This window comes from Halomonas maura (genome assembly GCF_030409305.1).
Lineage (GTDB): Bacteria > Pseudomonadota > Gammaproteobacteria > Pseudomonadales > Halomonadaceae > Halomonas > Halomonas maura.
Window position 1 is genome coordinate 430,826 of sequence record NZ_JAUFPQ010000017.1, and the last position, 19,375, is coordinate 450,200.

Genomic DNA, 19,375 nt, shown 5'->3' on the forward strand with positions numbered 1-19,375 from the left:
GGCGGTCTCCGGCGGCAGTCAGAAACGGCGACGCCCCGCCTGCCGGGGGGCAGGCGGGGCGTCGTCGCGGTGTACGGTGTCGACCATCGGCATCGCGCCCGTACGGCGGACGGCACGCGACCCGGGGATGGTGACGATGGTCATGGCAATGGCATAGGGGATAGTGGACATGTGACAACCTCGATTCGACCGTGACAGATGGGCGATGCAGACGGCATCGCCCGGCGCGCTCAGCGGCGGGCTAGTAGTCGTAGGTCGAGGACGAGGTCGTACGATGTCATGTTCATGTGCCTAGAAAATCAGGCCGGGCGCGGCTTGTCAACTTTCCCGCCTCGCCGACCCCGCCATGGACTCCGACGAGCCCCTCCCCTCGGGCCTGTCGGCGCGGGGTCAGGTGGTCACCTCGGCCGCGTCGAGCAGGGTCAGCAGGTCGCGGGCATGGTCGGCCGCCTCCTGGCCCAGGACGGTCAGGTAGCCGCCATCGGCCTGGGTGACCAGGCCCTTGCCAAACAGCCGCTGGGTGGCGGCGATCATCGACGGCTCGGCGCTCGAGTGCACCTTGATGCCCTCCTGGTGGTTGACCGGGCTGAACAGGCGGAGCACGTTGAGCTCGACGAGCAGTTCCGGGGTATAGCGAGGCTGGGTCATGGCGCGTTCCTTGGGCGTGTTGGGATGCCCCCCGACGCTACCGCGACCGGCCTCGCGGTGCCAGCGAAAACCGCCTCACGAGGCCTCCAGGTCCCCCTGCCGATAGCCGATCAGGTAGAGCACGGCGTCCAGCCCCAGGGTCGAGATCGAGTGACGCGCCTGCTGGCGGACCAGCGGCTTGGCCCGGAAGGCGATGCCGAGGCCGGCCGCGGCCAGCATCTTGAGGTCGTTGGCGCCGTCGCCCACGGCGATGGTCTGCTCCATGGTCAGCCCCTCGCGCGCGGCGATCTCGCGCAGCAGCAGCGCCTTGCGGTCGGCGTCGAGGATCGGCTCTCTCACCTCGCCGGTCACCCGGCCGTCCTCGATCACCAGCTCGTTGGCGTGCACCTCGTCGAAGCCGAGCCTCTCCTGCAGGTGACGGGCAAAGTAGGTGAAGCCACCGGAGAGGATGGCGGTGCGGTAGCCCAGGCGCTTGAGGTGGTGCATCAGCCGCTCCAGGCCATCCATCAGCGGCAGCTCCTCGGCGATCTCGGCGAGCACCGATTCCTCGAGGCCGCGCAGCTTGCTCATGCGCTCACGGAAGCTCTGCTGGAAGTCCAGCTCGCCGCGCATGGCCCGTTCGGTGACCTCGGCCACCTCGTCATAGACCCCGTGGCGGCGCGCCAGCTCGTCGATGACCTCGGCCTGGATCAGCGTCGAGTCCATGTCGAAGCACACCAGGCGACGATGACGGCGCCAGATGGAATCCTCCTGCAGGGCGATGTCGACGCCGTGGGCCGCGCCCAGCGCCAGGGCCTTCTCGCGCAGGGCCTCGAGGTCGATGTCCTCGCCGCGCAGCCAGCACTCGACGCAGGCGCCCCGGATGGCGTCATGCTCGCCGGGCACCCCGCCGTCCAGCGGCTCGCGGCCGGAGAGGCGGTGGATCAGCTCCACGGTCAGGCCCTGCTCGGCGGTCAGCGCCCCCACCTCGGCGAGGATCCCCGCCGGCAGGTGCGGCGCCAGCAGGGTCAGGATCAGGCGCGGCTGGCTGGCCTGCACGCTCCAGCGGTGGTAGTCCTCGGCGCTGACCTGCATCGCCTGGACGTCCAGGCCGAGGCTGTCCCCGGCGGCGGCCAGCGCCCCCTCCAGGTCGGCCTCGCGGTCGAGCCCCACCAGGGCCTCCAGCGAGAGGATGCCGAAGGTCACGCTCTGGTTGATGTCCAGCAGGCGCGCCCCGCTGACCGCCAGGGCGCGGCCCAGGCCGGCGAGCTGGCCGGGCCGCGCCGGGCCGGTGGCGCGAATCAGTAGTCGTCGTGTCATGTCAGTCTTCCGTCTCGAGTCGATCGACCTTCTGCAGGCCACGGGGCAACTTGCTGCCGCGGCGACCGCGCTCTCCCCGATAGTAGTCGAGATCGGCGGCCTTCAGCGTCAGCTTGCGCTTGCCGGCGTGCACCACCAGCGCCTGGCCGGGGGCCAGCAGCGCCAGGTCGCGCAGGAACTCCTCGCGGCGGGCGGCCCGGGCCCCGGGGATGTCGAGCATCTTGTTGCCCTTGCCCTTGGCGAGCTCCGGCAACTGATCCAGCGGGAAGACCAGCAGGCGGCCCTCGTTGGACACCGCCGCCACGCTCACCCCGTCGCCCTCGGGGATGACCAGCGGCGGCACCACGCTGCAGCCCTTGGGCACCGAGAGCACCGCCTTGCCCGACTTGTTCTTGCCAATCAGGGCCTCGAGGCGGGCGACGAAGCCGTAGCCACCGTCGGAGGCCAGCAGGTAGCGGGTGGCCGGCGGGCCCAGCAGCACCCCGGCCATGTGCGCCCCGGCCGCCACGTTGACCCGCCCGGTGACCGGCTCGCCCTGGCTCCGGGCGCTGGGCAGGTTGTGGGCGCTGAGGGTATAGGTGCGCCCGGTGTCGTCGAGCAGCACCAGCGGCTGGTTGGTCTTGCCGCGGGCGGCGAGGTGGAAGCGGTCGCCGGCCTTGTAGGACAGCCCCGCCGGATCGATGTCATGGCCCTTGGCGCTGCGGATCCAGCCCTTCTCGGAGAGCACCACGGTGACCGGGTCGGCGCCGACCAGCTCGACCTCGGAGAGCGCCTTCGCCTCCTCGCGCTCGACCAGTGGCGAGCGGCGCGGGTCGCCGTAGTCCTGGGCGGCGGCGCGCAGCTCTTCCTCGATCAGGTCGGTGAGCTTGGCCTCGGAGCCCAGCAGCTCCTCCAGGCGCGCCCGCTCGGCCTCGAGGTCGTCCTGCTCGCCACGGATCTTCATCTCCTCGAGCTTGGCCAGGTGGCGCAGGCGCAGCTCGAGGATCGCCTCGGCCTGGCGATCGCTGAGCCCGAAGGCCTCGATCAGCGCGGCCTTGGGCTCGTCCTCCTCGCGGATGATGCGGATCACCTCGTCGATGTTGAGGTAGGCGGCCAGCAGGCCCTCGAGGATATGCAGCCGATCCTGGACCTTGCCCAGGCGATGCTCGAGGCGCCGGCGCACGGTGCTGCGCCGGAAGCGCAGCCACTCGCCGAGCAGCTCGGGCAACGGCAGCACCCGTGGCCGGCCGTCGAGGCCGATCACGTTCATGTTGATGCGGGCGTTCTTCTCGAGGTCGGTGGTGGCGAACAGGTGCGCCATCAGCGCCTCGATGTCGACCCGGTTGGAGCGCGGCTCGATCACCAGCCGGGTGGGCTCCTCGTGCGTCGACTCGTCGCGCAGGTCGGCGACCATGGGCAGCTTCTTGGCCTGCATCTGGCCGGCGATCTGCTCGAGCACCTTGGCGCCGCTGACCTGATAGGGCAGCGCGGTGATCACCACGCTGCCCTCCTCCCGGGTGTAGCGGGCGCGCATCTTCACCGAGCCGCGGCCGGCCTCGTAGACCTTGCGCAGCTCGGCCCGCGGGGTAATGATCTCGGCCTCGGTGGGAAAATCCGGCCCCGGCAGGTAGCCCATCAGGTCGGTGGTGGTGGCCTCGGGGTGGCGCAGCAGGTGGCAGGTGGCCTCGACCACCTCGCCCACGTTGTGCGGCGGGATGTCGGTGGCCATGCCCACGGCGATGCCGGTGCCGCCGTTGAGCAGCACATGGGGCAGCCGGGCCGGCAGCACCACCGGCTCCTGCATGGTGCCGTCGAAGTTGGGGGTCCAGTCCACGGTGCCCTGGCCGAGCTCGCTGAGCAGCACCTCGGCGAACTTGGACAGCCGCGCCTCGGTGTAGCGCATGGCGGCGAAGGACTTGGGATCGTCGGGGCTGCCCCAGTTGCCCTGGCCATCCACCAGCGGATAGCGGTAGCTGAACGGCTGGGCCATCAGCACCATGGCCTCGTAGCAGGCACTGTCGCCGTGGGGGTGGAACTTGCCCAGCACGTCGCCGACGGTACGCGCCGACTTCTTGTACTTGGCGCTGGCCGAGAGCGCCAGCTCGCGCATGGCATAGACGATGCGCCGCTGGACCGGCTTCATGCCGTCGCCGATGTGCGGCAACGCCCGGTCGAGGATGACGTACATCGAGTAGTCGAGGTACGCCTTCTCGGTGTACTCGCGAAGGGACAGGCGTTCGACGTCGCCCTCCGCCACCTGGATATCCATGGTCATACGCTATGCCCTTGGTCAGGGTGTCCATAAATCATTGGCTGCATTACCTCGCGGCTTGCCCGGCAAGCGACTTCACTGCACATTTCACTGAGCCCGAGAACCTAGCCGAGCGACGGTCAGACAAGGCGAACGGTGAGCGACAAACGGACTGGGCTCGCACACGAGTTTACGAGCCGTAAATGAGTATTGGCGCGAACCGTTCAACGCCGTATGGCCGAGCGCAGGCAGGTTCCCTCTTCAGACCTCGATCTCGGCGAGATTGCCATAGTCCTCCAGCCAGCTCTTGCGGTCGGCGGCCCGTTTCTTGGCCAGCAGCATGTCCATCATCTCCAGGGTGCCGTCGCCGGCCTCCCGGGTCAGCTGCACCAGCCGCCGGGTCTCGGCGGCCATGGTGGTCTCGCGCAGCTGCAGCGGGCTCATCTCGCCGAGGCCCTTGAAGCGCTGGACGTTGGGGGTGCCGCGGCGACCCTCGAGCTGGCGCAGGATGGCGGCCTTCTCGCTCTCGTCGAGGGCGTAGAAGACCTCCTTGCCCAGGTCGATGCGGTACAGCGGCGGCATCGCCACGAAGACATGGCCGGCATCCACCAGGGCCGGGAAGTGACGCACGAAGAGCGCGCACAGCAGGGTGGCGATATGCAGGCCGTCCGAGTCGGCATCGGCCAGGATGCAGATCTTGTGGTAGCGCAGCTTGGAGAGGTCGTCGCTGCCCGGGTCCATGCCCACGGCCACGGCGATGTCGTGGACCTCCTGGGAGCCGTAGATGTCGTGGGACTCGACCTCCCAGGTGTTGAGGATCTTGCCGCGCAGCGGCAGGATCGCCTGGGTCTCGCGGTTGCGGGCCTGCTTGGCGCTGCCGCCGGCGCTGTCGCCCTCCACCAGGAACAGCTCGCTGCCGGCCGGGTCCTGGCCCGAGCAGTCGGCCAGCTTGCCGGGCAGCGCCGGCCCCGAGGTGACCTTCTTGCGCGCCACCTTCTTGGCGCTCTTCTGGCGGCGCTGGGCGGCGCTGATCACCAGCTCCGCCAGGGCCTCGCCCTGGTCGACATGGTGGTTGAGCCACAGCGAGAAGGCATCCTTGACCACCCCCGAGACGAAGCCGGCCACGGTCCGCGACGACAGCCGCTCCTTGGTCTGGCCGGCGAACTGGGGGTCGAGCATCTTCACCGAGAGCACGTAGGCGACCCGCTCCCAGAGATCCTCGGCGGTGAGCTTGACGCCCCGCGGCAACAGGCTCCGGTACTCGCAGAACTCGCGCAGGGCCTCCAGCAGCCCCGAGCGCAGGCCGTTGACGTGGGTGCCGCCCTGGGGCGTGGGGATCAGGTTGACGTAGCTCTCGAGCAACGGCTCGCCGCCCTCGGGCAGCCACTGGATGGCCCAGTCCACGCCGTGCTCGTCGTCGGCGAAGTGCCCGACGAAGGGGGCGGCGGGCAGCACCTCGTAGCCGTCGGTGGTCTGGGCCAGGTAGTCGCGCAGGCCGTCCTCGAACTGCCAGACGCTCTGGGTGCCGTCGGGCTCGGTGAGGGTGACCTCGAGCCCCGGACAGAGCACCGCCTTGGCCCGCAGCAGGTGCTTGAGCCGCGACAGCGACAGCTTCGGCGAGTCGAAGTAGCTGGGCTCCGGCCAGAAGCGCACCACGGTGCCGGTGGCGCGCTTGGCGGCCGAGCCGATCACTTCCAGGGGCGAGGCCTTCTCGCCGTGCTCGAAGGCCATGCCGTGACGCTCTCCGCCCTTGAGCACCTCGATCTCGAGGCGCCGGGACAGGGCGTTGACCACCGAGACGCCGACCCCGTGCAGGCCGCCGGAGAAGCGGTAGCTCGAGGTCGAGAACTTCCCGCCGGCATGCAGCTTGGTCATGATCAGCTCGACCCCGGAGACGCCGTGTTCCGGGTGGGTGTCGATGGGCATGCCACGACCGTCGTCGCTGACCTCGACGCCGCCGTCCTCGAAGAGTCGCACGCCGATGGCCTGGGCATGGCCGGCCAGCGCCTCGTCCACGCTGTTGTCGATGACCTCCTGGACCAGGTGGTTGGGTCGCGAGGTATCGGTGTACATGCCGGGGCGCTTGCGCACCGGCTCGAGCCCGGCGAGCACCTCGATGGAGCTGGCACTGTATTGTGTCATGACGTCATCCGGTTGCTATGCATGATTCCGTTGCCTGCCCCGGCGTTCAGTCCCGCGCCGCCACCCGGCCGGGGGCCAGGACATGGCCGCCCTGGGCCAGGATCGCCGGCAGGTAGTCGGCCAGGGCGGCAAAGCCGTGATCGCCGCCCGGGTGCAGCACGGTCCTGGCCCCCTGGTAGAACGCGAAGGCCTCGCCGGCCTCGAGGGTCTCGTCCGCGGTGCCCAGCAGCAGCAGATAACGCCCCGGCGAGATGCGCTCCGGCGTCATCGCCGCCAGCGCCTGCCGGTGGGCCTCCTCGACCAGGAAGCGCTCGCCACTGTAGGGATTGACGAAGGCCTCGCCGACCCAGTCCGCCACCAGGCGCCCTGGGGCCACCGCCGGGTTGACCAGTGCGCCGGGCAGGTCGTGGCGCTCGGCAAGCACCGTCGCCAGGAAGCCGCCCATCGAGCTGCCCACCACCAGCGGGTACTCGCCCAACTCGGCCAGGCGGGCCGTTGCCGCATCCAGCGCCTGGTCGGGGCGGTGCGGCAGGTCCGGGGTGGCAAAGGGCAGCCCGAGGTCCGCGCAGGCCTCCCGCATCAACGCCGCCTTGGGGGAGGCGCTGCCGCTGTTGAAGCCGTGCAGGTAGAGGACCCCGGTGGTCGGCAGGCGCGGGCAGGCGGGACTCAGCATACCCTAACCCCTGTATATATGGCCAGCCAACCGGGTCGCCCCGATCGCGCTGGCCTCATCGGCCATGCTCCGCCTCGGCCGACCAGACCGCCTCGATCAGGCCGCGGGTGGAGTCGTCCATGCCCTCGAGGCCGGTGCGGTGCTCCAGGGTGTGCTGGGTCTCGCCGGCGATCTTCTTGCCCAGCTCCACCCCCCACTGGTCGAAGGGGTTGATGTCCCAGATGGTCGCCTGGACGAACACCTTGTGCTCGTAGAGAGCGATCAACGCGCCCAGGGTCTCGGGGGTCAGGCGGTCGAGCAGCAGGGTGCTGGACGGCTGATTGCCCCGGTAGTGCTTGTACTCCGGCCGCGGCCCGTCCTCCTCGATGGCATCGTCGCCGAGCATCAGCACCCGCGACTGGGCGAAGCAGTTGGCCAGGGTCAGGCGGTGCTGCCCCATCAGGTGATCGCGGGTGGCCGGGTCGGGCACGTCGTCGTAGCGCACCCGGGGGGCGATGAAGTCGCACTCCACGGCCTGGGTGCCCTGGTGGAGCAGCTGGTAGAAGGCATGCTGGGCGTTGGGGCCGAGCTGTCCCCACAGCACCGGACAGGTGGAATAGTCGACCTGATCGCCATCGTGGGTCACCGACTTGCCGTTGGACTCCATTTCCAGCTGCTCGAGGTAGGCGGCGAAGTACTCGAGGCGGCCGTCATAGGGCAGGATCGAGTGGGCCCGGATATCCAGGAAGTTGACGTTCCAGATGCCGGCGAGCGCCAGCAGCACGGGCAGGTTGTCGGCGAGCGCCGCCTCGCTGAAGTGGCGATCCATGGCATGGGCGCCGGCCAGCAGGCCGCGGAAGTGCTGCATGCCCACCACCAGGGCGATGGGCAGGCCGATGGCGCCCCACAGCGAGTAGCGGCCGCCGACCCACTCCCAGAACTCCAGCTGGTGGTCGTCGGCGATGCCCCACTCGGCCATCTTCTCGGGACTGGCCGAGACACCGATGAAGTGCTGACGCATCACCAGCGCCTCGTCGACGCCCTCCTCGCCGGCGGCACCCAGCAGCCGCGACTTGAGCCAGTCCCGCGCGGTACGCGCATTGGACAGGGTGTCGATGGTGGTGAAGGACTTGGACGACAGCACGAACAGCGTGGTCTCGGGATTGAGCCGGGTCAGGTAGTCGGCCAGCTGCGAGCCGTCCATGGTCGAGGCGAAGTGCACGTCGATGCGATGGATGCCCTCGGGCCGGTAGTCGGCCAGAGCGTGGGTGACCATCAGCGGCCCCAGGTCGGAGCCGCCGACGCCGAGGTTGACCACGTCGTGGATCGGCTTGCCGGTGGCGCCCCGCCACTGGCCGGCGTGGAAGCGCTCGACCATCTCCGCCATGCGCGCCAGGGTGGCATGCACCGAGGGCACCAGGTCTTCGCCGTCGACCTCGAGGCGGGCGTCGGTGGGCAGGCGCAGGGCGGTGTGCAGGGCCGGGCGATCCTCGCTGCGGTTGACGCGTTCGCCGGCCAGCAGGCCGCGGATCGCCTCGGGGACCCCGGCGTCCTGGGCCAGGTCGAGCAGCAGGTCGAGGGTCTGGCCGGTCCAGCGCTGCTTGGAGAGATCGAGGGTCAGGCCGGCCGCGCTGCGGCTGAAGGTCTCGAAGCGGCCCGGCTGCTCGACGAAGAGATCGCGCAGGTGACGGCGTCTCATTCCAGCGGCATGTTCGGCCAGGGCACACCAGGCCCGCTGCTGGTCGATGGGGGTATGGCTCATGGAATTCCTCCTGGACATCCTGTCGTGCAGCCGACAACAGGGGAGCGTAGAATGACGGGCTTCCAGCCCATGATTCCCTGCCTATGTGTGACGCATCTTACCGTGACGCCATCTTTTCCACACCCCTGGACCGGGTGGCGCGCTTTTCGTTCGACGAGCGGGTGGTGGCCTGCTTCCCCGACATGATTCGCCGCTCGGTGCCCGGCTACGGCCAGATCCTGGCCATGCTCGGCCCACTGGCCCGCCGGCACCTGCGCCACGGCGGCCATGTCTACGACCTGGGCTGCTCGCTGGGGGCCGCCGGGCTGGCGCTGGCCGGCCAGCTGCCGCCGGAGGCCTTCCGCTATACCGGGGTCGACCTCTCGCCGGCCATGGTCGAGCGGGCCGGGGAGACGCTGGGTGCCGAGTGTCCCGAGCACGCCATGTCGGTGGTCGAGGGCGATATCCGCACCCTCGACTACGCGCCATCGGGGATGATCCTGCTCAACTTCACCCTGCAGTTCCTGGCCCCGGGGGATCGCGACGCCGTGATCACCCGCCTCCATGAGGCGCTCGAGCCCGGCGGCGTGCTGGTGCTCTCGGAGAAGGTCGTCGCCGAGGACGAGCAGGACAACGCCTGGCTGGTGGAGCGCTACCATGACTTCAAGCGGGCCAACGGCTACAGCGAGCTGGAGATCAGCCAGAAGCGCACGGCGCTGGAGAACGTGCTGGTGCCCGACACCCTGGGCGGCCACCACGCACGCCTGGCGCGCGCCGGCTTCAGCCGCTCGCTGACCTGGTTCCAGTACCTCAACTTCGCCTCGCTGATCGCCTTCAAGGAGTGACCCGCACCGGCTAGGCGAGGAGCCTGTCGGAGCCAACGCCGACCCGTGTCTTGCGTGACGATCGGCCGAATCCGACAGACTCCCGGGAGGGTGCATGAGCGTATGGCTCGGCGGCCTGCTGCTGGCCACCGTCACCGCCTGGCTGGCCACCGCCTGGTGGCACAGTCGCAAGCCGCTGCCCCGGGGCCTGCACGTGCTCGGCTCCTGGCGCCGCGCCGAGGCACTCGCCCTGCTGCTGGACGAGGCCTTCCTCGATGCCCGGGGGCAGCTGCAGCGCCACCAGACGATCTTCGCCGAGTGGCAACGGTTGATCGACCAGGCCCGCCGTCTGGTGGTGGTCGACCTCTTCATGCTCGACGACGGTCCCGTGGGACGCTCGCTCTGCCAGGCCCTGATCCGCCGCAAGACCCAGTTGCCGGGGCTCGAGACGGTGGTCCTGGTCGACCCCATCAATCACTGCTATGGCGGATGCCCCGCCCCCCAGCTCGAGGCGCTGCGCCAGGCCGGGATCCGGACGGTCATCTGCGACCTGACCCCGGGGCACGCTCCCAACCCCGGCTGGACGGCCCTGTGGCGCGGCCTGTTCCGCCCGCTCGGCAACTCGCCGCGGGGGGGCTGGCTCCCCAATCCCCTGGGGACCGGACGCGTCACCCTGCGCAGCTACCTGGCGCTGCTCAACCTCCACGCCAACCATCGCAAGACCCTGGTGGTCGACCACGGCGACGGCTGGCGGGCGGTGGTAAGCTCGGCCAACGCCGACAGCGACAGTTGCGACTACCGCAATGCCGCCCTGCGCCTGTCCGGGCCCGCGGCCCTGGACCTGCTGCACAGCGAGCTGGCCCTGGCGCACCGCTCCGGGCTCATCGGCATGCCACGCTGCCCGGCGCCGCCTCCCGCCGACCCTGCGCCCGCCCTGCCCCGCCTGCGACTGCTCACCGAAGGGGCCATCCGCGACGCCCTGCTGACGATCGTCCGCAAGGCACGGCCCGGCGAGACGCTCGAGCTATGCGCCTACTACCTGGCTCACCGCCAAGTGATCCACGCCCTGCTCGCTGCCCATCGTCGCGGCGTGACGCTACGCCTGCTGCTCGACCCCAACGAGAGCCACTTCGGCCACGCCAGCCCCGGCATCCCCAACCGCCAGACGGCCCGGGAGCTGGCCCGTGCGGGGCTGGCCATCCGCTGGAACGGCAATGCCCGGGCCCATGCCCACGGCAAGTGGCTGCTGCGCCACGGTGGCGGGGGCCCAGCCACCCTGCTGATCGGCTCGGCCAATCTCAGCCGTCGCAGCCTCGACGATCACAATTTCGAGGCCAGTATCCAACTGGAGGCCCACGACGACCATCCGGTGATTCGCCTGGCGCGGGAAAGCTTCGCCCGCTACTGGCATAATCGGCACGGCGAACTCCACAGCCGCCCCTTCCCCGAGCACGACGACGCCACCCTCTGGCGCTACTGGCGCTACCGTCTGATGGAGGCCAGCGGCTGGTCCACCTTCTAGGAAAGCCATGAGCACCACACCCCACCGAGACCTCTACCACGCCTTCGTCGACCAGGGCCTGGACACCTGGCTGGCCCGGCTTCCCGAGCAGCTGGCCCGGGGCCTGGACCGCAAGCGCTACGGCGACCTGCCGGCCTGGGAGAAGGCCGTGGCCAAGCTGCCGACGCTGCCCGAGACACGTCGGGTGCACCTGGACGCCGACACCGTCACGGTGGAGGTCGAGCTCGACGCCTCGCGACGCCGGCAGAGCGAGAACCTGCTGCGCGCCCTGGCGCCCTGGCGCAAGGGCCCCTATCACCTGGGCGGCGTGACGATCGACACCGAGTGGCGCTCCGACTGGAAGTGGCAGCGGGTGGCGCCGCACCTGGCGCCGCTCGCCGGCCGGCGGGTGCTCGACGTGGGTGGCGGCAACGGCTACCACGCCTGGCGCATGGCCGGCGCCGGGGCGAGTTTCGTGCTGGTGATCGACCCCTCGCCGCGCTTCTACTGGCAGTTCCAGGCGGTGCGCCACTTCGTCGGCGACGCCGACGGCGGTGCGGTGCAGCTCCTGCCGGTGGGCATCGAGGACGTGCCCGAGGACCTGGCGTTCTTCGACAGCGTGTTCTCCATGGGCGTGCTCTACCACCGACCCTCGCCGCTGGAGCACCTGAGCCAGCTCAGGGCCGCCCTGCGCCCCGGGGGCGAGCTGGTGCTGGAGACCCTGGTGGTGGAGGGCGACGCCACCACGGTGCTGCTGCCCGGTGAGCGCTATGCGGCCATGCCCAACGTCTACTTCCTGCCCTCCTCCGCCGCCCTGTGCGGCTGGCTCGCGCGCGCAGGCTTCGAGAACGTGCGCGTGGTGGACGAGGCCGACACCTGCCTGGACGAGCAGCGCGCCACCGACTGGATGACCTTCCAGTCGCTGGCCGACTTCCTCGATCCCGACGACCCGACGCGGACCCGCGAGGGCTACCCCGCCCCGCGCCGGGCGGTGCTGATCGCCAATCGGCCGCGTTGAGGGTTACCCACCGCCGAGCATCGCCCCCGTCCACGCCGTGCTCCCGACACGTCGTTCGCCCTTCTTGCGGCATGGCACCTGCCGCACGGCCGGGGACTGTGGCAGACTCGGGGAGTCCGACAGCCAAGCAAGGAGCGCAAGCATGGGCATCTTATCGTGGATTCTCTTCGGCCTGATCGCCGGCGTCATCGCCAAATGGCTCATGCCGGGCAAGGATCCGGGCGGCATCATCGTCACCATCCTGATCGGCATCGCCGGCGCCTTCGTGGGGGGCTGGCTGGGCTCCATGGTCGGCATGGGATCCATGGGCGATTTCAGCCTGGGCAGCTTCATCACGGCCATCGTGGGGGCCCTCATCCTGCTGGGGGGCTACAGGCTGCTCAAGAAGGCCTGAGGCCCGCTTGCCGGGCGCCTCGACCAGGACAGAACGCACGCAGCCGCTCCCGGAGCGGCTGCTTCGTGTTGGCGGTCCTCTCCTGCCCCGCCGGCGCGGCACGGACCATGGCACCGCCCACCGGGGGAAGCTCAGCGCCGCAGGATCGCCAGCCACCGCCCCAGGTTGAGCAGACTGGCCAGGGAGGCGGCCACATAGGTGAAGACGCAGGCGGTGAGCACATGGCGGGCACCGGGCAGGTCGTCGGCCGGGAGGTACTCCTCGAGCAGCGGCAGGGCCCGCTGGAAACTGGCGTCCCACTCCACCGGCAGGGTGATCAGGTGCACCAGGGCCGCGGTGCCGAAGCTGATCAGCGCCGCCAGCACCACCAGCAGCGTGCCGCCGGGCAACCGGGTGACCACCAGCAGCACCGGCGCCGCCATCATCAGCAGGGCGCCGAGCTGCTCGGCTCGCCGGGCCACCTGGACCAGTCGGGTACGCGCCGCCAGCGGCGCATAGCCCTGCTGGTGCTGGATGGCATGCCCCACCTCATGGGCCGCCACCGTCACCGCGGTGAGCGAGCGCCCCGCATAGTGCTCCCGTGCGAGCCTCACCCGCCGGGCCCGGGGGTCGTAGTGATCCCCTGCCTCGGTCATCTCTACCGTGACCCCGGCGATACCGAGCCGTCTGAGCAGGTGCTCGGCCAGCTCGCCCCCGGTGCCGGGGTAGTCGGCGCGTGGCGCGCCGTGACGCCTGAGCACCCATCGGGCCCAGAGGTTCGGCAGCAGGAAGAGGGCCAGCAACAGGACGATGGCCAGCAGGATCATCGGCGTCGACTCCGCCAGCGACGATACGCCCTTGGACCCCGCCGGGCAGCATCCGCTTCATCAAGGCGCGCCATTCGCCTCACCGGATCGCGATACGCCGCTCGACATCCGCAGGTCTCGCGTCGATCGGTCACCTCCGACAGGCGGCGGGCAGCAGCGGTTTCCCCGCCACGCGCCCCGTCCTCGAAACGCAGCGGGCCCGGCGACCGGGGGGTCGCCGGGCCCGCGCCTGCGGCCAGGGCCGATCGCTACTTCAGCAGCTCGCGAACGTCCTTGGCCTCCCAGTGCGGGAAGTACTTGCGCACCAGGGCGTTGAGCTCGAGTTCGAAGCCGGCCCAGTCGACCTCGCCCTGCGGGACGCCCTCGACCTCGGCGACGCCGCGGATCATGCCGGCGCCCACGGTGATGTTGGACAGCCGGTCGATGATGATGAAGCTGCCGGTCCCCGGGCTGCGGTCGTAGTCGTCCAGCGGCACCTCACCGGTCAGCGCCACCCGACAGCGGGCGATGGCGTTGAGCTCGAGGCGCTCGGTCGGGTGACGCTCCAGGGTGTTGACGTCCACCTGGTGGTGGATGGTCGCCACCTGGCCGGCCACCGCCCGCCCGGCGAGGCGGATGTCGACCTGGCGACCCGGCTCGAGGGCCTGCTCGTTCATCCACACGATGTCGGCGTCGAAGGCGCTGGACATCGCCACCTCGGCGTCGGCGGCGACGATCCAGTCGCCCCGGGAGATATCGATCTCGTCCTCCAGGGTGACGGTGATCGCCTGGCCCGGCCAGGCGGCGTCGAGGTCGCCGTCGAAGGTGACGATGCGCTCGACCCGGGAGGTCTTGCCCGACGGCAGCACCTTGATGTCCTGGCCGGGGCGCAGGATGCCCGCCTCCAGGGTCCCGGCATAGCCGCGGAAGTCCAGGTTCGGCCGGTTGACGTACTGCACCGGCAGGCGCAGGTCGTGGAGGTTCTGGTCGTGGCGGACCTCGACGGTCTCGAGCAGCTCGAGCAGCGCCGGCCCCTCATACCAGGCCATGGCCTCGCTCTTGTTGACCACGTTGTCGCCCTTCAGCGCCGAAAGCGGCACGAAGCGGATGTCGTCGGCCCCGAGCTGAGCGGCGAAGTCCCGGTACTCGGCGACGATCTCCTCGAAGCGCGCCTCGCCGTAGTCCACCAGATCCATCTTGTTGACCGCGATGACCAGGTGGCGGATGCCCAGCAGGTCGGCGATGAAGCTGTGGCGGCGGGTCTGGGTCTGCACGCCGTAGCGGGCGTCGATCAGGATCACCGCCAGCCCGGCGGTGGACGCCCCGGTGGCCATGTTGCGGGTGTACTGCTCGTGCCCCGGGGTGTCGGCGATGATGAACTTGCGCTTGTCGGTGGAGAAGAAGCGATAGGCCACGTCGATGGTGATGCCCTGCTCCCGCTCGGACTGCAGGCCGTCCACCAGCAGCGCCAGGTCCACCTCCTCGCCGGTGGTGCCACTCTTCTTCGACGCCTGGGTGATCGCCGCCAACTGGTCGTCGAAGATCATCTTGGAGTCGTGGAGCAGCCGGCCGATCAGGGTCGACTTGCCGTCGTCGACGCTGCCGCAGGTGATGAAGCGCAGCAGGTCCTTGTTCTCGTGCTCGTGCAGGTACTGCTCGATGTTGTCGGCGATCAGTGTCGATTGGTGTGACATTTAGAAGTACCCCTCGCGCTTCTTCTTCTCCATGGAGCCGGCCTGGTCGTGGTCGATGGCGCGGCCACTGCGCTCGCTGGTGCGGGTCAGCAGCATTTCCTGGATGATCTCGGGCAGGGTGGTGGCCCTGGACTCCACCGCCCCGGTGAGCGGGTAGCAGCCGAGCGTGCGGAAGCGCACCCACTTCTCCTCCGGCACCTCGCCCTCTTCCAGCGGCAGGCGGTCGTCGTCGACCATGATCTGCATGCCGTCGCGCTCCACCACCGGACGCGGCGCGGAGAAATACAGCGGCACGATGGGAATCGACTCGAGGTAGATGTACTGCCAGATGTCCAGCTCGGTCCAGTTGGAGAGCGGGAAGGCGCGGATCGACTCGCCCTTGTTGACCCGGGCGTTGTAGAGGTTCCACAGCTCCGGCCGCTGGCTCTTGGGGTCCCAGCGGTGATGCTTGTCGCGGAAGGAGAACACCCGCTCCTTGGCGCGGCTGGCCTCCTCGTCGCGGCGCGCCCCGCCGAAGGCGGCATCGAAGCCGTACTGGTCCAGGGCCTGCTTGAGGGCCTGGGTCTTCATCACGTCGGTGTAGCCGCTCGAGCCGTGGTCGAAGGGATTGATGCCCGCCTCGACGCCCTCCTGGTTGATGTGCTCGATCAGCTCCATGCCGGATTCCGCGGCCATGCGGTCGCGGAACTCGATCATCTCGCGGAACTTCCAGGTGGTGTTGACGTGCATCAGCGGGAACGGCGGCGGCCCCGGATAGAAGGCCTTGCGCGCCAGGTGCAGCATGACCGAGGAGTCCTTGCCGATGGAATAGAGCATCACCGGGTTGGAGAACTCGGCCGCCACCTCGCGGATGATGTGGATGGACTCGGCTTCCAGCTGCTGCAGATGGGTCAGCCGCCGCGGCGTCAGGCCCGGGGCGCTCCCCTCGGCCTGGACGGCGCTCTCGCGCGTCGGTGCATGAAGACTGTTCATGGCCCGGCTACCTCGCATGACATGGGCGGATTGGGATCATGCGGCAGAGGGTATCGTCATGGCGATAATAACGTAAAAGAATTAATAACTATCTTTTTATGCAATACAGAGATATTAGGGCTCGACCCGCTCCACCCAGGTGGTGAGTTCGCCGTCGTGCAGGTCGACCACGCGAAAGCCGGGGAGAGACGCCTCGTCGACGGCGAAGGACTCGCTGCCGGGCAGGAACTGGTCGCTGGTGGCGGGGCAGCCGTAGACCGGGATCCCGCTCGGCCCCTGCCCGACGAAGGCCTGGTGGATATGGCCGCAGAGGACCGCCGCGACGTTGTCATGGCCGCTCAGACAGTCCCAGAAGGCCGCGGCGTCGACCAGGCCCAGCGCGTCCATCCAGGCGGAGCCCACCGCCAGGGGCGGATGGTGCATGGCCACCAGGGTCGGCCGGTCGTCGTCGGCGAGGCGCTCGGCGATGGCCGTCAGGCGTGCCTTGCCGAGCTCGCCGGCTGCCTGGCCGACCACCTGGGTATCCAGCAACAGGACGCGCCAGCCGTCGAGGTCGAGGCTGGCGTGGAAGGGACGGCACTCGGCCATCCGCCCCGGCTCGTCGTGGTTGCCGGGCAGCCAGAACCAGGGACAGCCGAGGCGGGCCAGCACCCGCTCGGCCAGCGCATAGGAGGCCGCCGTGCGATCCTCGCTGACATCGCCGGTGACCAGCACGGCATCGGGGCGCAGGCGCGCGGCCGCCGCCACCACCCGTTCGAGTTGGCTATGGGGGATGCCGATGCGCGAGCGCGCCAGGGGGTCGGCATGCAGATGACAATCGGTGACCTGGATGAGACGCATCGGGGCAGCGGAGTCCTCAGGGCAATTCCGGCAGGTCCAGGGAGTGACCGTGGGCCAGGCCGTGGTCGAGCCACTCGCCGAGGAACCGGTTCAACTGGAGCTTCTCGTCGGGCTGGTGCATGCGGGCATTGGGATAGCGATAGCGGCCATCGAAGTGGCGCTGACGCTGGAAGTCGGTGACCTCGGCCATGCGCACGTCGTGATAGAGGTGGACCCGCATGCGGGGCGTGTCGATCACGGCATCGAGAACGCCACGCTGGGAGACACGGATGATGCTGGTATAGGGGGCCCGCTCCTGGACCTTGAGGCACAGGGCACCGAGGCGGCGCCCCTGGTTGACCAGCTCCACCTCGCGACTCTCGCCGGCCTCGAGATCCCCCAGCAGGCGGGTCAACCGCACATAGTTGGCGGTGCACTCCCCCTGAAGGGTCCTCAGGTCGGTGACGTAGGCAGTTCTCGACACGCTACCTCCTTGCTCTCAGTGAGGCCCGCTGCGCCGCCAACCAGTGAAAGGCGATCAGGCACATGGCATTGTCGAGTCGCCCGGCCAGCAGGAGTTCCCAGGCCCGGTGGAACGAGAGCACGTGGACGCGGATGTCCTCGTGCTCCTCGTCGAGGCCGTGGATACCGCCCAGCCCTCGGCTGTCGATCAGGCCACAGAACAGGGTGACCCGCTCGTTGCACGCCCCGGGACTGGGGTAGTAGGTGTGCAGCTCGATCAGTTCCCCCACCCGGCAGCCGGCTTCCTCCTCGGCCTCGCGACGCGCCACCTCGGCCAGGCTCTCGCCGCGCTCCACCAGCCCGGCGACGATCTCGAGCTTCCAGGGCGAGTCGGGGTCGTCCAGGGCGCCGGCGCGGAACTGCTCCACCAGCGCCACCGCATCCCTCTCGACATCGTAGAGCAAGACGCCCACGGCGTCGTGGCGCTGATGCACCTCGCGAACCACCGCCCCGCTCCAGCCGCCCTCGAAGAGGCGGTGACGCAGGTGCAGCTCCTCCAGGCGAAAGAACCCCTGGTGGAGGCAGCGTCGCTCGCGCAGTTCCACGTCCTCGGCGTCGAAGGGCGCGGCCGTCAGGTCATCGGGCGGGGTGGCGTGATCGGTCTCCGACATGCGGGCCTCCGTGTTCGCGAATGCCCTATTATCATGACCGCGGGAGAGGCTGCCAAGCGTCTCCGCCCCCCGGCCGAAGTGGACCTCGGCGCCTGGTGCCGCGGCCTCCCGCCGTCAGCAAGGGGCGCCTCCCGGGGCAGACTACTCCTGAAGGCGGGCGACCATGGCCCTGGCCCGGTCACGCAGCGCCTCGTCGGAGGCCTCGCGCCCTACCCGGGCCTGGCCCGCCACGGCACGGCGCGCATGGGTCAGGGCCTCCGTCTCGCGCCCCGCCGCTTCCAGGTACGCCGCATAGTAGGTATTGACGTCGATGCCCTCGGGACGGATCGCCAGGGCCTTGCGGAACATCGCCTCGGCGGTCGCCTCGTCGCCGAAGGCCACCGGCCACCCCGGAACTCGGTCATAGAGGGCCCCCAGGGTCACGTAGGCCGAGCCACGATGGCCCTCGGGGTCCAGCGCCACGGCGCGCTCGAGCACCCGTCGCGCCTCCTTGGCAGCGCCCAGGGCGGACAGGCCTCCGGCCTCCCTGGCCAGCGAGGCCAGGATGATGCCGCGCCAGACCAGCACCTCGCTGGCCTGGGGATGGGCCTCGGCGAGGACACCGGCCTCCTCGGCCAGGGCCGACAGGGCATCCTCGCGCCGACTCTCCGCCATCGCGGTGGTGGCATGCTCCCAGCGCTGCCTCAGCGCAAACAGGTCGTCTTCCCAGGCCAGCGCCTGGGCGACGGGGGCGGAGATCAGGCCCAGGCAGAGGGCGGCGGCCAGCAGGTGGCGTCTCGGCATGGCGGTTTCCTCATCGGTTGTGGTCAGGGGCGGGATCGCCTCGCTGAAATGTAACGAACGTTTGAATTATCCGCCACCCGGTCGCGGGTTTGCCGAGTCGCGCCGGGATGGCGTATGTTGCGACTCTTCGACCATGGGAGGCGTGGATGAAAGGCCGCAACATGACGCGTTGGCGCGATCCCGCCAAGGACCCGCGCCAGGAGCCCAAAAGCAACCTGATCACCGCCGAGGGCGCCGAGCGCCTGCGGGGCATCCTCGATCACCTCTCGCGGGTCAAGCGCCCCGCCCTCTCGGCCAAGGTCGGCGAGGCGGCCGCCCTGGGCGATCGCAGCGAGAATGCCGACTATACCTACAACAAGAAGGAACTGAACCGGGTGATCGCCCGGATCCGCTACCTGACCAAGCGCCTGGACGAGCTCCAGGTGGTGGACCGGCTGCCCGCCGACACCGAGCGGGTGTTCTTCGGCGCCTTCGTCACCCTCGAGGACGAAGACGGCGAGGAGTTGCACCTGCGCATCGTCGGCCACGACGAGACCGACACCCCCCGGCACTGGATCAGCGTCGATGCCCCCCTGGCCAAGGCGCTGCTGGGCAAGGGTCTCGACGACGAGGCCACGGTGGCCGCCCCGGGCGGCGAGACCAGCTACCTGATCACCGCGATCGACTACCGCCAGCCCTAGGTGTGTAAATCCACCAGGTTGTTCATCGAAATCCCTAGCCGGCTGACCGGAGGCCGATAA

19 protein-coding genes are annotated in these 19,375 nt (G+C 69.6%); 5 read left to right on the forward strand and 14 right to left on the reverse strand.

What is annotated here, in order from left to right:
• Positions 1–18: 18 nt before the first annotated feature.
• The 7 genes from QWY76_RS11965 to pgi all read right to left on the reverse strand — a co-directional run bounded on the left by QWY76_RS11965 (position 19) and on the right by pgi (position 8,733).
• Positions 19–171 (reverse strand): hypothetical protein, encoded by a 153-nt coding sequence (locus QWY76_RS11965; protein WP_290311444.1) that lies wholly within the window; start codon positions 169–171, stop codon positions 19–21.
• A 219-nt stretch (positions 172–390) separates the two neighbouring features.
• Positions 391–648, reverse strand: coding sequence for a TIGR02647 family protein (locus tag QWY76_RS11970; RefSeq protein ID WP_290311445.1), 258 nt, complete (start codon positions 646–648; stop codon positions 391–393).
• Positions 649–723: 75 nt separating this feature from the next.
• Positions 724–1,947: a phosphoserine phosphatase SerB gene (serB, locus tag QWY76_RS11975; protein WP_290311446.1), complete on the reverse strand. Its 1,224-nt coding sequence runs from the start codon at positions 1,945–1,947 to the stop codon at positions 724–726.
• A gap of 1 nt (position 1,948) precedes the next feature.
• A complete protein-coding gene (gene parC / locus QWY76_RS11980) occupies positions 1,949–4,201 on the reverse strand; it encodes a DNA topoisomerase IV subunit A (RefSeq protein WP_290311447.1) in 2,253 nt (750 codons plus the stop codon).
• A 237-nt stretch (positions 4,202–4,438) separates the two neighbouring features.
• Entirely contained in the window at positions 4,439–6,319 is a 1,881-nt protein-coding gene (parE, locus tag QWY76_RS11985) for a DNA topoisomerase IV subunit B (protein ID WP_290311448.1), read from the reverse strand.
• A 46-nt stretch (positions 6,320–6,365) separates the two neighbouring features.
• Positions 6,366–6,992, reverse strand: coding sequence for a YqiA/YcfP family alpha/beta fold hydrolase (locus QWY76_RS11990; protein WP_290311449.1), 627 nt, complete (start codon positions 6,990–6,992; stop codon positions 6,366–6,368).
• A gap of 55 nt (positions 6,993–7,047) precedes the next feature.
• Positions 7,048–8,733 (reverse strand): glucose-6-phosphate isomerase, encoded by a 1,686-nt coding sequence (gene pgi / locus QWY76_RS11995; protein ID WP_290311450.1) that lies wholly within the window; start codon positions 8,731–8,733, stop codon positions 7,048–7,050.
• Between the two features lie 83 nt (positions 8,734–8,816).
• On the opposite strand from pgi, the gene cmoA reads away from it, so the two are divergent.
• The 4 genes from cmoA (at position 8,817) to QWY76_RS12015 (ending at position 12,449) form a co-directional block, all read left to right on the forward strand.
• Entirely contained in the window at positions 8,817–9,557 is a 741-nt protein-coding gene (gene cmoA, locus QWY76_RS12000) for a carboxy-S-adenosyl-L-methionine synthase CmoA (protein ID WP_290311451.1), read from the forward strand.
• Positions 9,558–9,651: 94 nt separating this feature from the next.
• Positions 9,652–11,058 carry a phospholipase D-like domain-containing protein gene (locus QWY76_RS12005; RefSeq protein WP_290311452.1) on the forward strand — a complete coding sequence of 469 codons (1,407 nt, stop codon included), beginning with the start codon at positions 9,652–9,654 and terminating at the stop codon, positions 11,056–11,058.
• Between the two features lie 7 nt (positions 11,059–11,065).
• Complete coding sequence (gene cmoB, locus QWY76_RS12010) at positions 11,066–12,055, forward strand: tRNA 5-methoxyuridine(34)/uridine 5-oxyacetic acid(34) synthase CmoB (RefSeq protein ID WP_290311453.1); 990 nt, start codon at positions 11,066–11,068, stop codon at positions 12,053–12,055.
• A gap of 142 nt (positions 12,056–12,197) precedes the next feature.
• A complete protein-coding gene (locus tag QWY76_RS12015; protein ID WP_290311454.1) occupies positions 12,198–12,449 on the forward strand; it encodes a GlsB/YeaQ/YmgE family stress response membrane protein in 252 nt (83 codons plus the stop codon).
• 131 nt (positions 12,450–12,580) lie between these two features.
• Here the strand turns inward: QWY76_RS12015 and QWY76_RS12020 are convergent, their stop codons facing one another.
• The 7 genes from QWY76_RS12020 to QWY76_RS12050 form a co-directional block, all read right to left on the reverse strand.
• Complete coding sequence (locus QWY76_RS12020) at positions 12,581–13,255, reverse strand: zinc metallopeptidase (protein WP_290311455.1); 675 nt, start codon at positions 13,253–13,255, stop codon at positions 12,581–12,583.
• 248 nt (positions 13,256–13,503) lie between these two features.
• Positions 13,504–14,928, reverse strand: a complete 1,425-nt coding sequence (gene cysN, locus QWY76_RS12025; RefSeq protein ID WP_290311456.1) for a sulfate adenylyltransferase subunit CysN — start codon at positions 14,926–14,928, stop codon at positions 13,504–13,506.
• Entirely contained in the window at positions 14,929–15,900 is a 972-nt protein-coding gene (cysD, locus tag QWY76_RS12030) for a sulfate adenylyltransferase subunit CysD (RefSeq protein ID WP_290311457.1), read from the reverse strand.
• Positions 15,901–16,014: 114 nt separating this feature from the next.
• Complete coding sequence (locus QWY76_RS12035) at positions 16,015–16,740, reverse strand: metallophosphoesterase family protein (RefSeq protein ID WP_290311458.1); 726 nt, start codon at positions 16,738–16,740, stop codon at positions 16,015–16,017.
• A 16-nt stretch (positions 16,741–16,756) separates the two neighbouring features.
• The gene (locus QWY76_RS12040) at positions 16,757–17,203 is read right to left on the reverse strand and encodes a DUF1249 domain-containing protein (protein ID WP_290311459.1); all 447 of its coding nucleotides are present in this window, start codon (positions 17,201–17,203) and stop codon (positions 16,757–16,759) included.
• Position 17,204: 1 nt separating this feature from the next.
• Entirely contained in the window at positions 17,205–17,852 is a 648-nt protein-coding gene (locus QWY76_RS12045; RefSeq protein WP_290311460.1) for an NUDIX domain-containing protein, read from the reverse strand.
• 141 nt (positions 17,853–17,993) lie between these two features.
• Positions 17,994–18,635, reverse strand: a complete 642-nt coding sequence (locus QWY76_RS12050; RefSeq protein ID WP_290311461.1) for a tetratricopeptide repeat protein — start codon at positions 18,633–18,635, stop codon at positions 17,994–17,996.
• A gap of 146 nt (positions 18,636–18,781) precedes the next feature.
• Between QWY76_RS12050 and greB the strand changes: the two genes are divergently transcribed.
• Positions 18,782–19,315, forward strand: a complete 534-nt coding sequence (gene greB, locus QWY76_RS12055; protein ID WP_290311462.1) for a transcription elongation factor GreB — start codon at positions 18,782–18,784, stop codon at positions 19,313–19,315.
• Positions 19,316–19,375 lie beyond the last annotated feature (60 nt).

What these genes read in the sequence shown, in the direction of transcription:
- QWY76_RS11965 (WP_290311444.1), bottom strand. Translation starts at nt 171, where the DNA reads ATGTCCACTATCCCCTATGCCATTGCCATGACCATCGTCACCATCCCC.
- QWY76_RS11970 (WP_290311445.1), bottom strand. Translation starts at nt 648, where the DNA reads ATGACCCAGCCTCGCTATACCCCGGAACTGCTCGTCGAGCTCAACGTG.
- serB (WP_290311446.1), bottom strand. Translation starts at nt 1,947, where the DNA reads ATGACACGACGACTACTGATTCGCGCCACCGGCCCGGCGCGGCCCGGC.
- parC (WP_290311447.1), bottom strand. Translation starts at nt 4,201, where the DNA reads ATGACCATGGATATCCAGGTGGCGGAGGGCGACGTCGAACGCCTGTCC.
- parE (WP_290311448.1), bottom strand. Translation starts at nt 6,319, where the DNA reads ATGACACAATACAGTGCCAGCTCCATCGAGGTGCTCGCCGGGCTCGAG.
- QWY76_RS11990 (WP_290311449.1), bottom strand. Translation starts at nt 6,992, where the DNA reads ATGCTGAGTCCCGCCTGCCCGCGCCTGCCGACCACCGGGGTCCTCTAC.
- pgi (WP_290311450.1), bottom strand. Translation starts at nt 8,733, where the DNA reads ATGAGCCATACCCCCATCGACCAGCAGCGGGCCTGGTGTGCCCTGGCC.
- cmoA (WP_290311451.1), top strand. Translation starts at nt 8,817, where the DNA reads ATGTGTGACGCATCTTACCGTGACGCCATCTTTTCCACACCCCTGGAC.
- QWY76_RS12005 (WP_290311452.1), top strand. Translation starts at nt 9,652, where the DNA reads ATGAGCGTATGGCTCGGCGGCCTGCTGCTGGCCACCGTCACCGCCTGG.
- cmoB (WP_290311453.1), top strand. Translation starts at nt 11,066, where the DNA reads ATGAGCACCACACCCCACCGAGACCTCTACCACGCCTTCGTCGACCAG.
- QWY76_RS12015 (WP_290311454.1), top strand. Translation starts at nt 12,198, where the DNA reads ATGGGCATCTTATCGTGGATTCTCTTCGGCCTGATCGCCGGCGTCATC.
- QWY76_RS12020 (WP_290311455.1), bottom strand. Translation starts at nt 13,255, where the DNA reads ATGATCCTGCTGGCCATCGTCCTGTTGCTGGCCCTCTTCCTGCTGCCG.
- cysN (WP_290311456.1), bottom strand. Translation starts at nt 14,928, where the DNA reads ATGTCACACCAATCGACACTGATCGCCGACAACATCGAGCAGTACCTG.
- cysD (WP_290311457.1), bottom strand. Translation starts at nt 15,900, where the DNA reads ATGAACAGTCTTCATGCACCGACGCGCGAGAGCGCCGTCCAGGCCGAG.
- QWY76_RS12035 (WP_290311458.1), bottom strand. Translation starts at nt 16,740, where the DNA reads ATGCGTCTCATCCAGGTCACCGATTGTCATCTGCATGCCGACCCCCTG.
- QWY76_RS12045 (WP_290311460.1), bottom strand. Translation starts at nt 17,852, where the DNA reads ATGTCGGAGACCGATCACGCCACCCCGCCCGATGACCTGACGGCCGCG.
- QWY76_RS12050 (WP_290311461.1), bottom strand. Translation starts at nt 18,635, where the DNA reads ATGCCGAGACGCCACCTGCTGGCCGCCGCCCTCTGCCTGGGCCTGATC.
- greB (WP_290311462.1), top strand. Translation starts at nt 18,782, where the DNA reads ATGAAAGGCCGCAACATGACGCGTTGGCGCGATCCCGCCAAGGACCCG.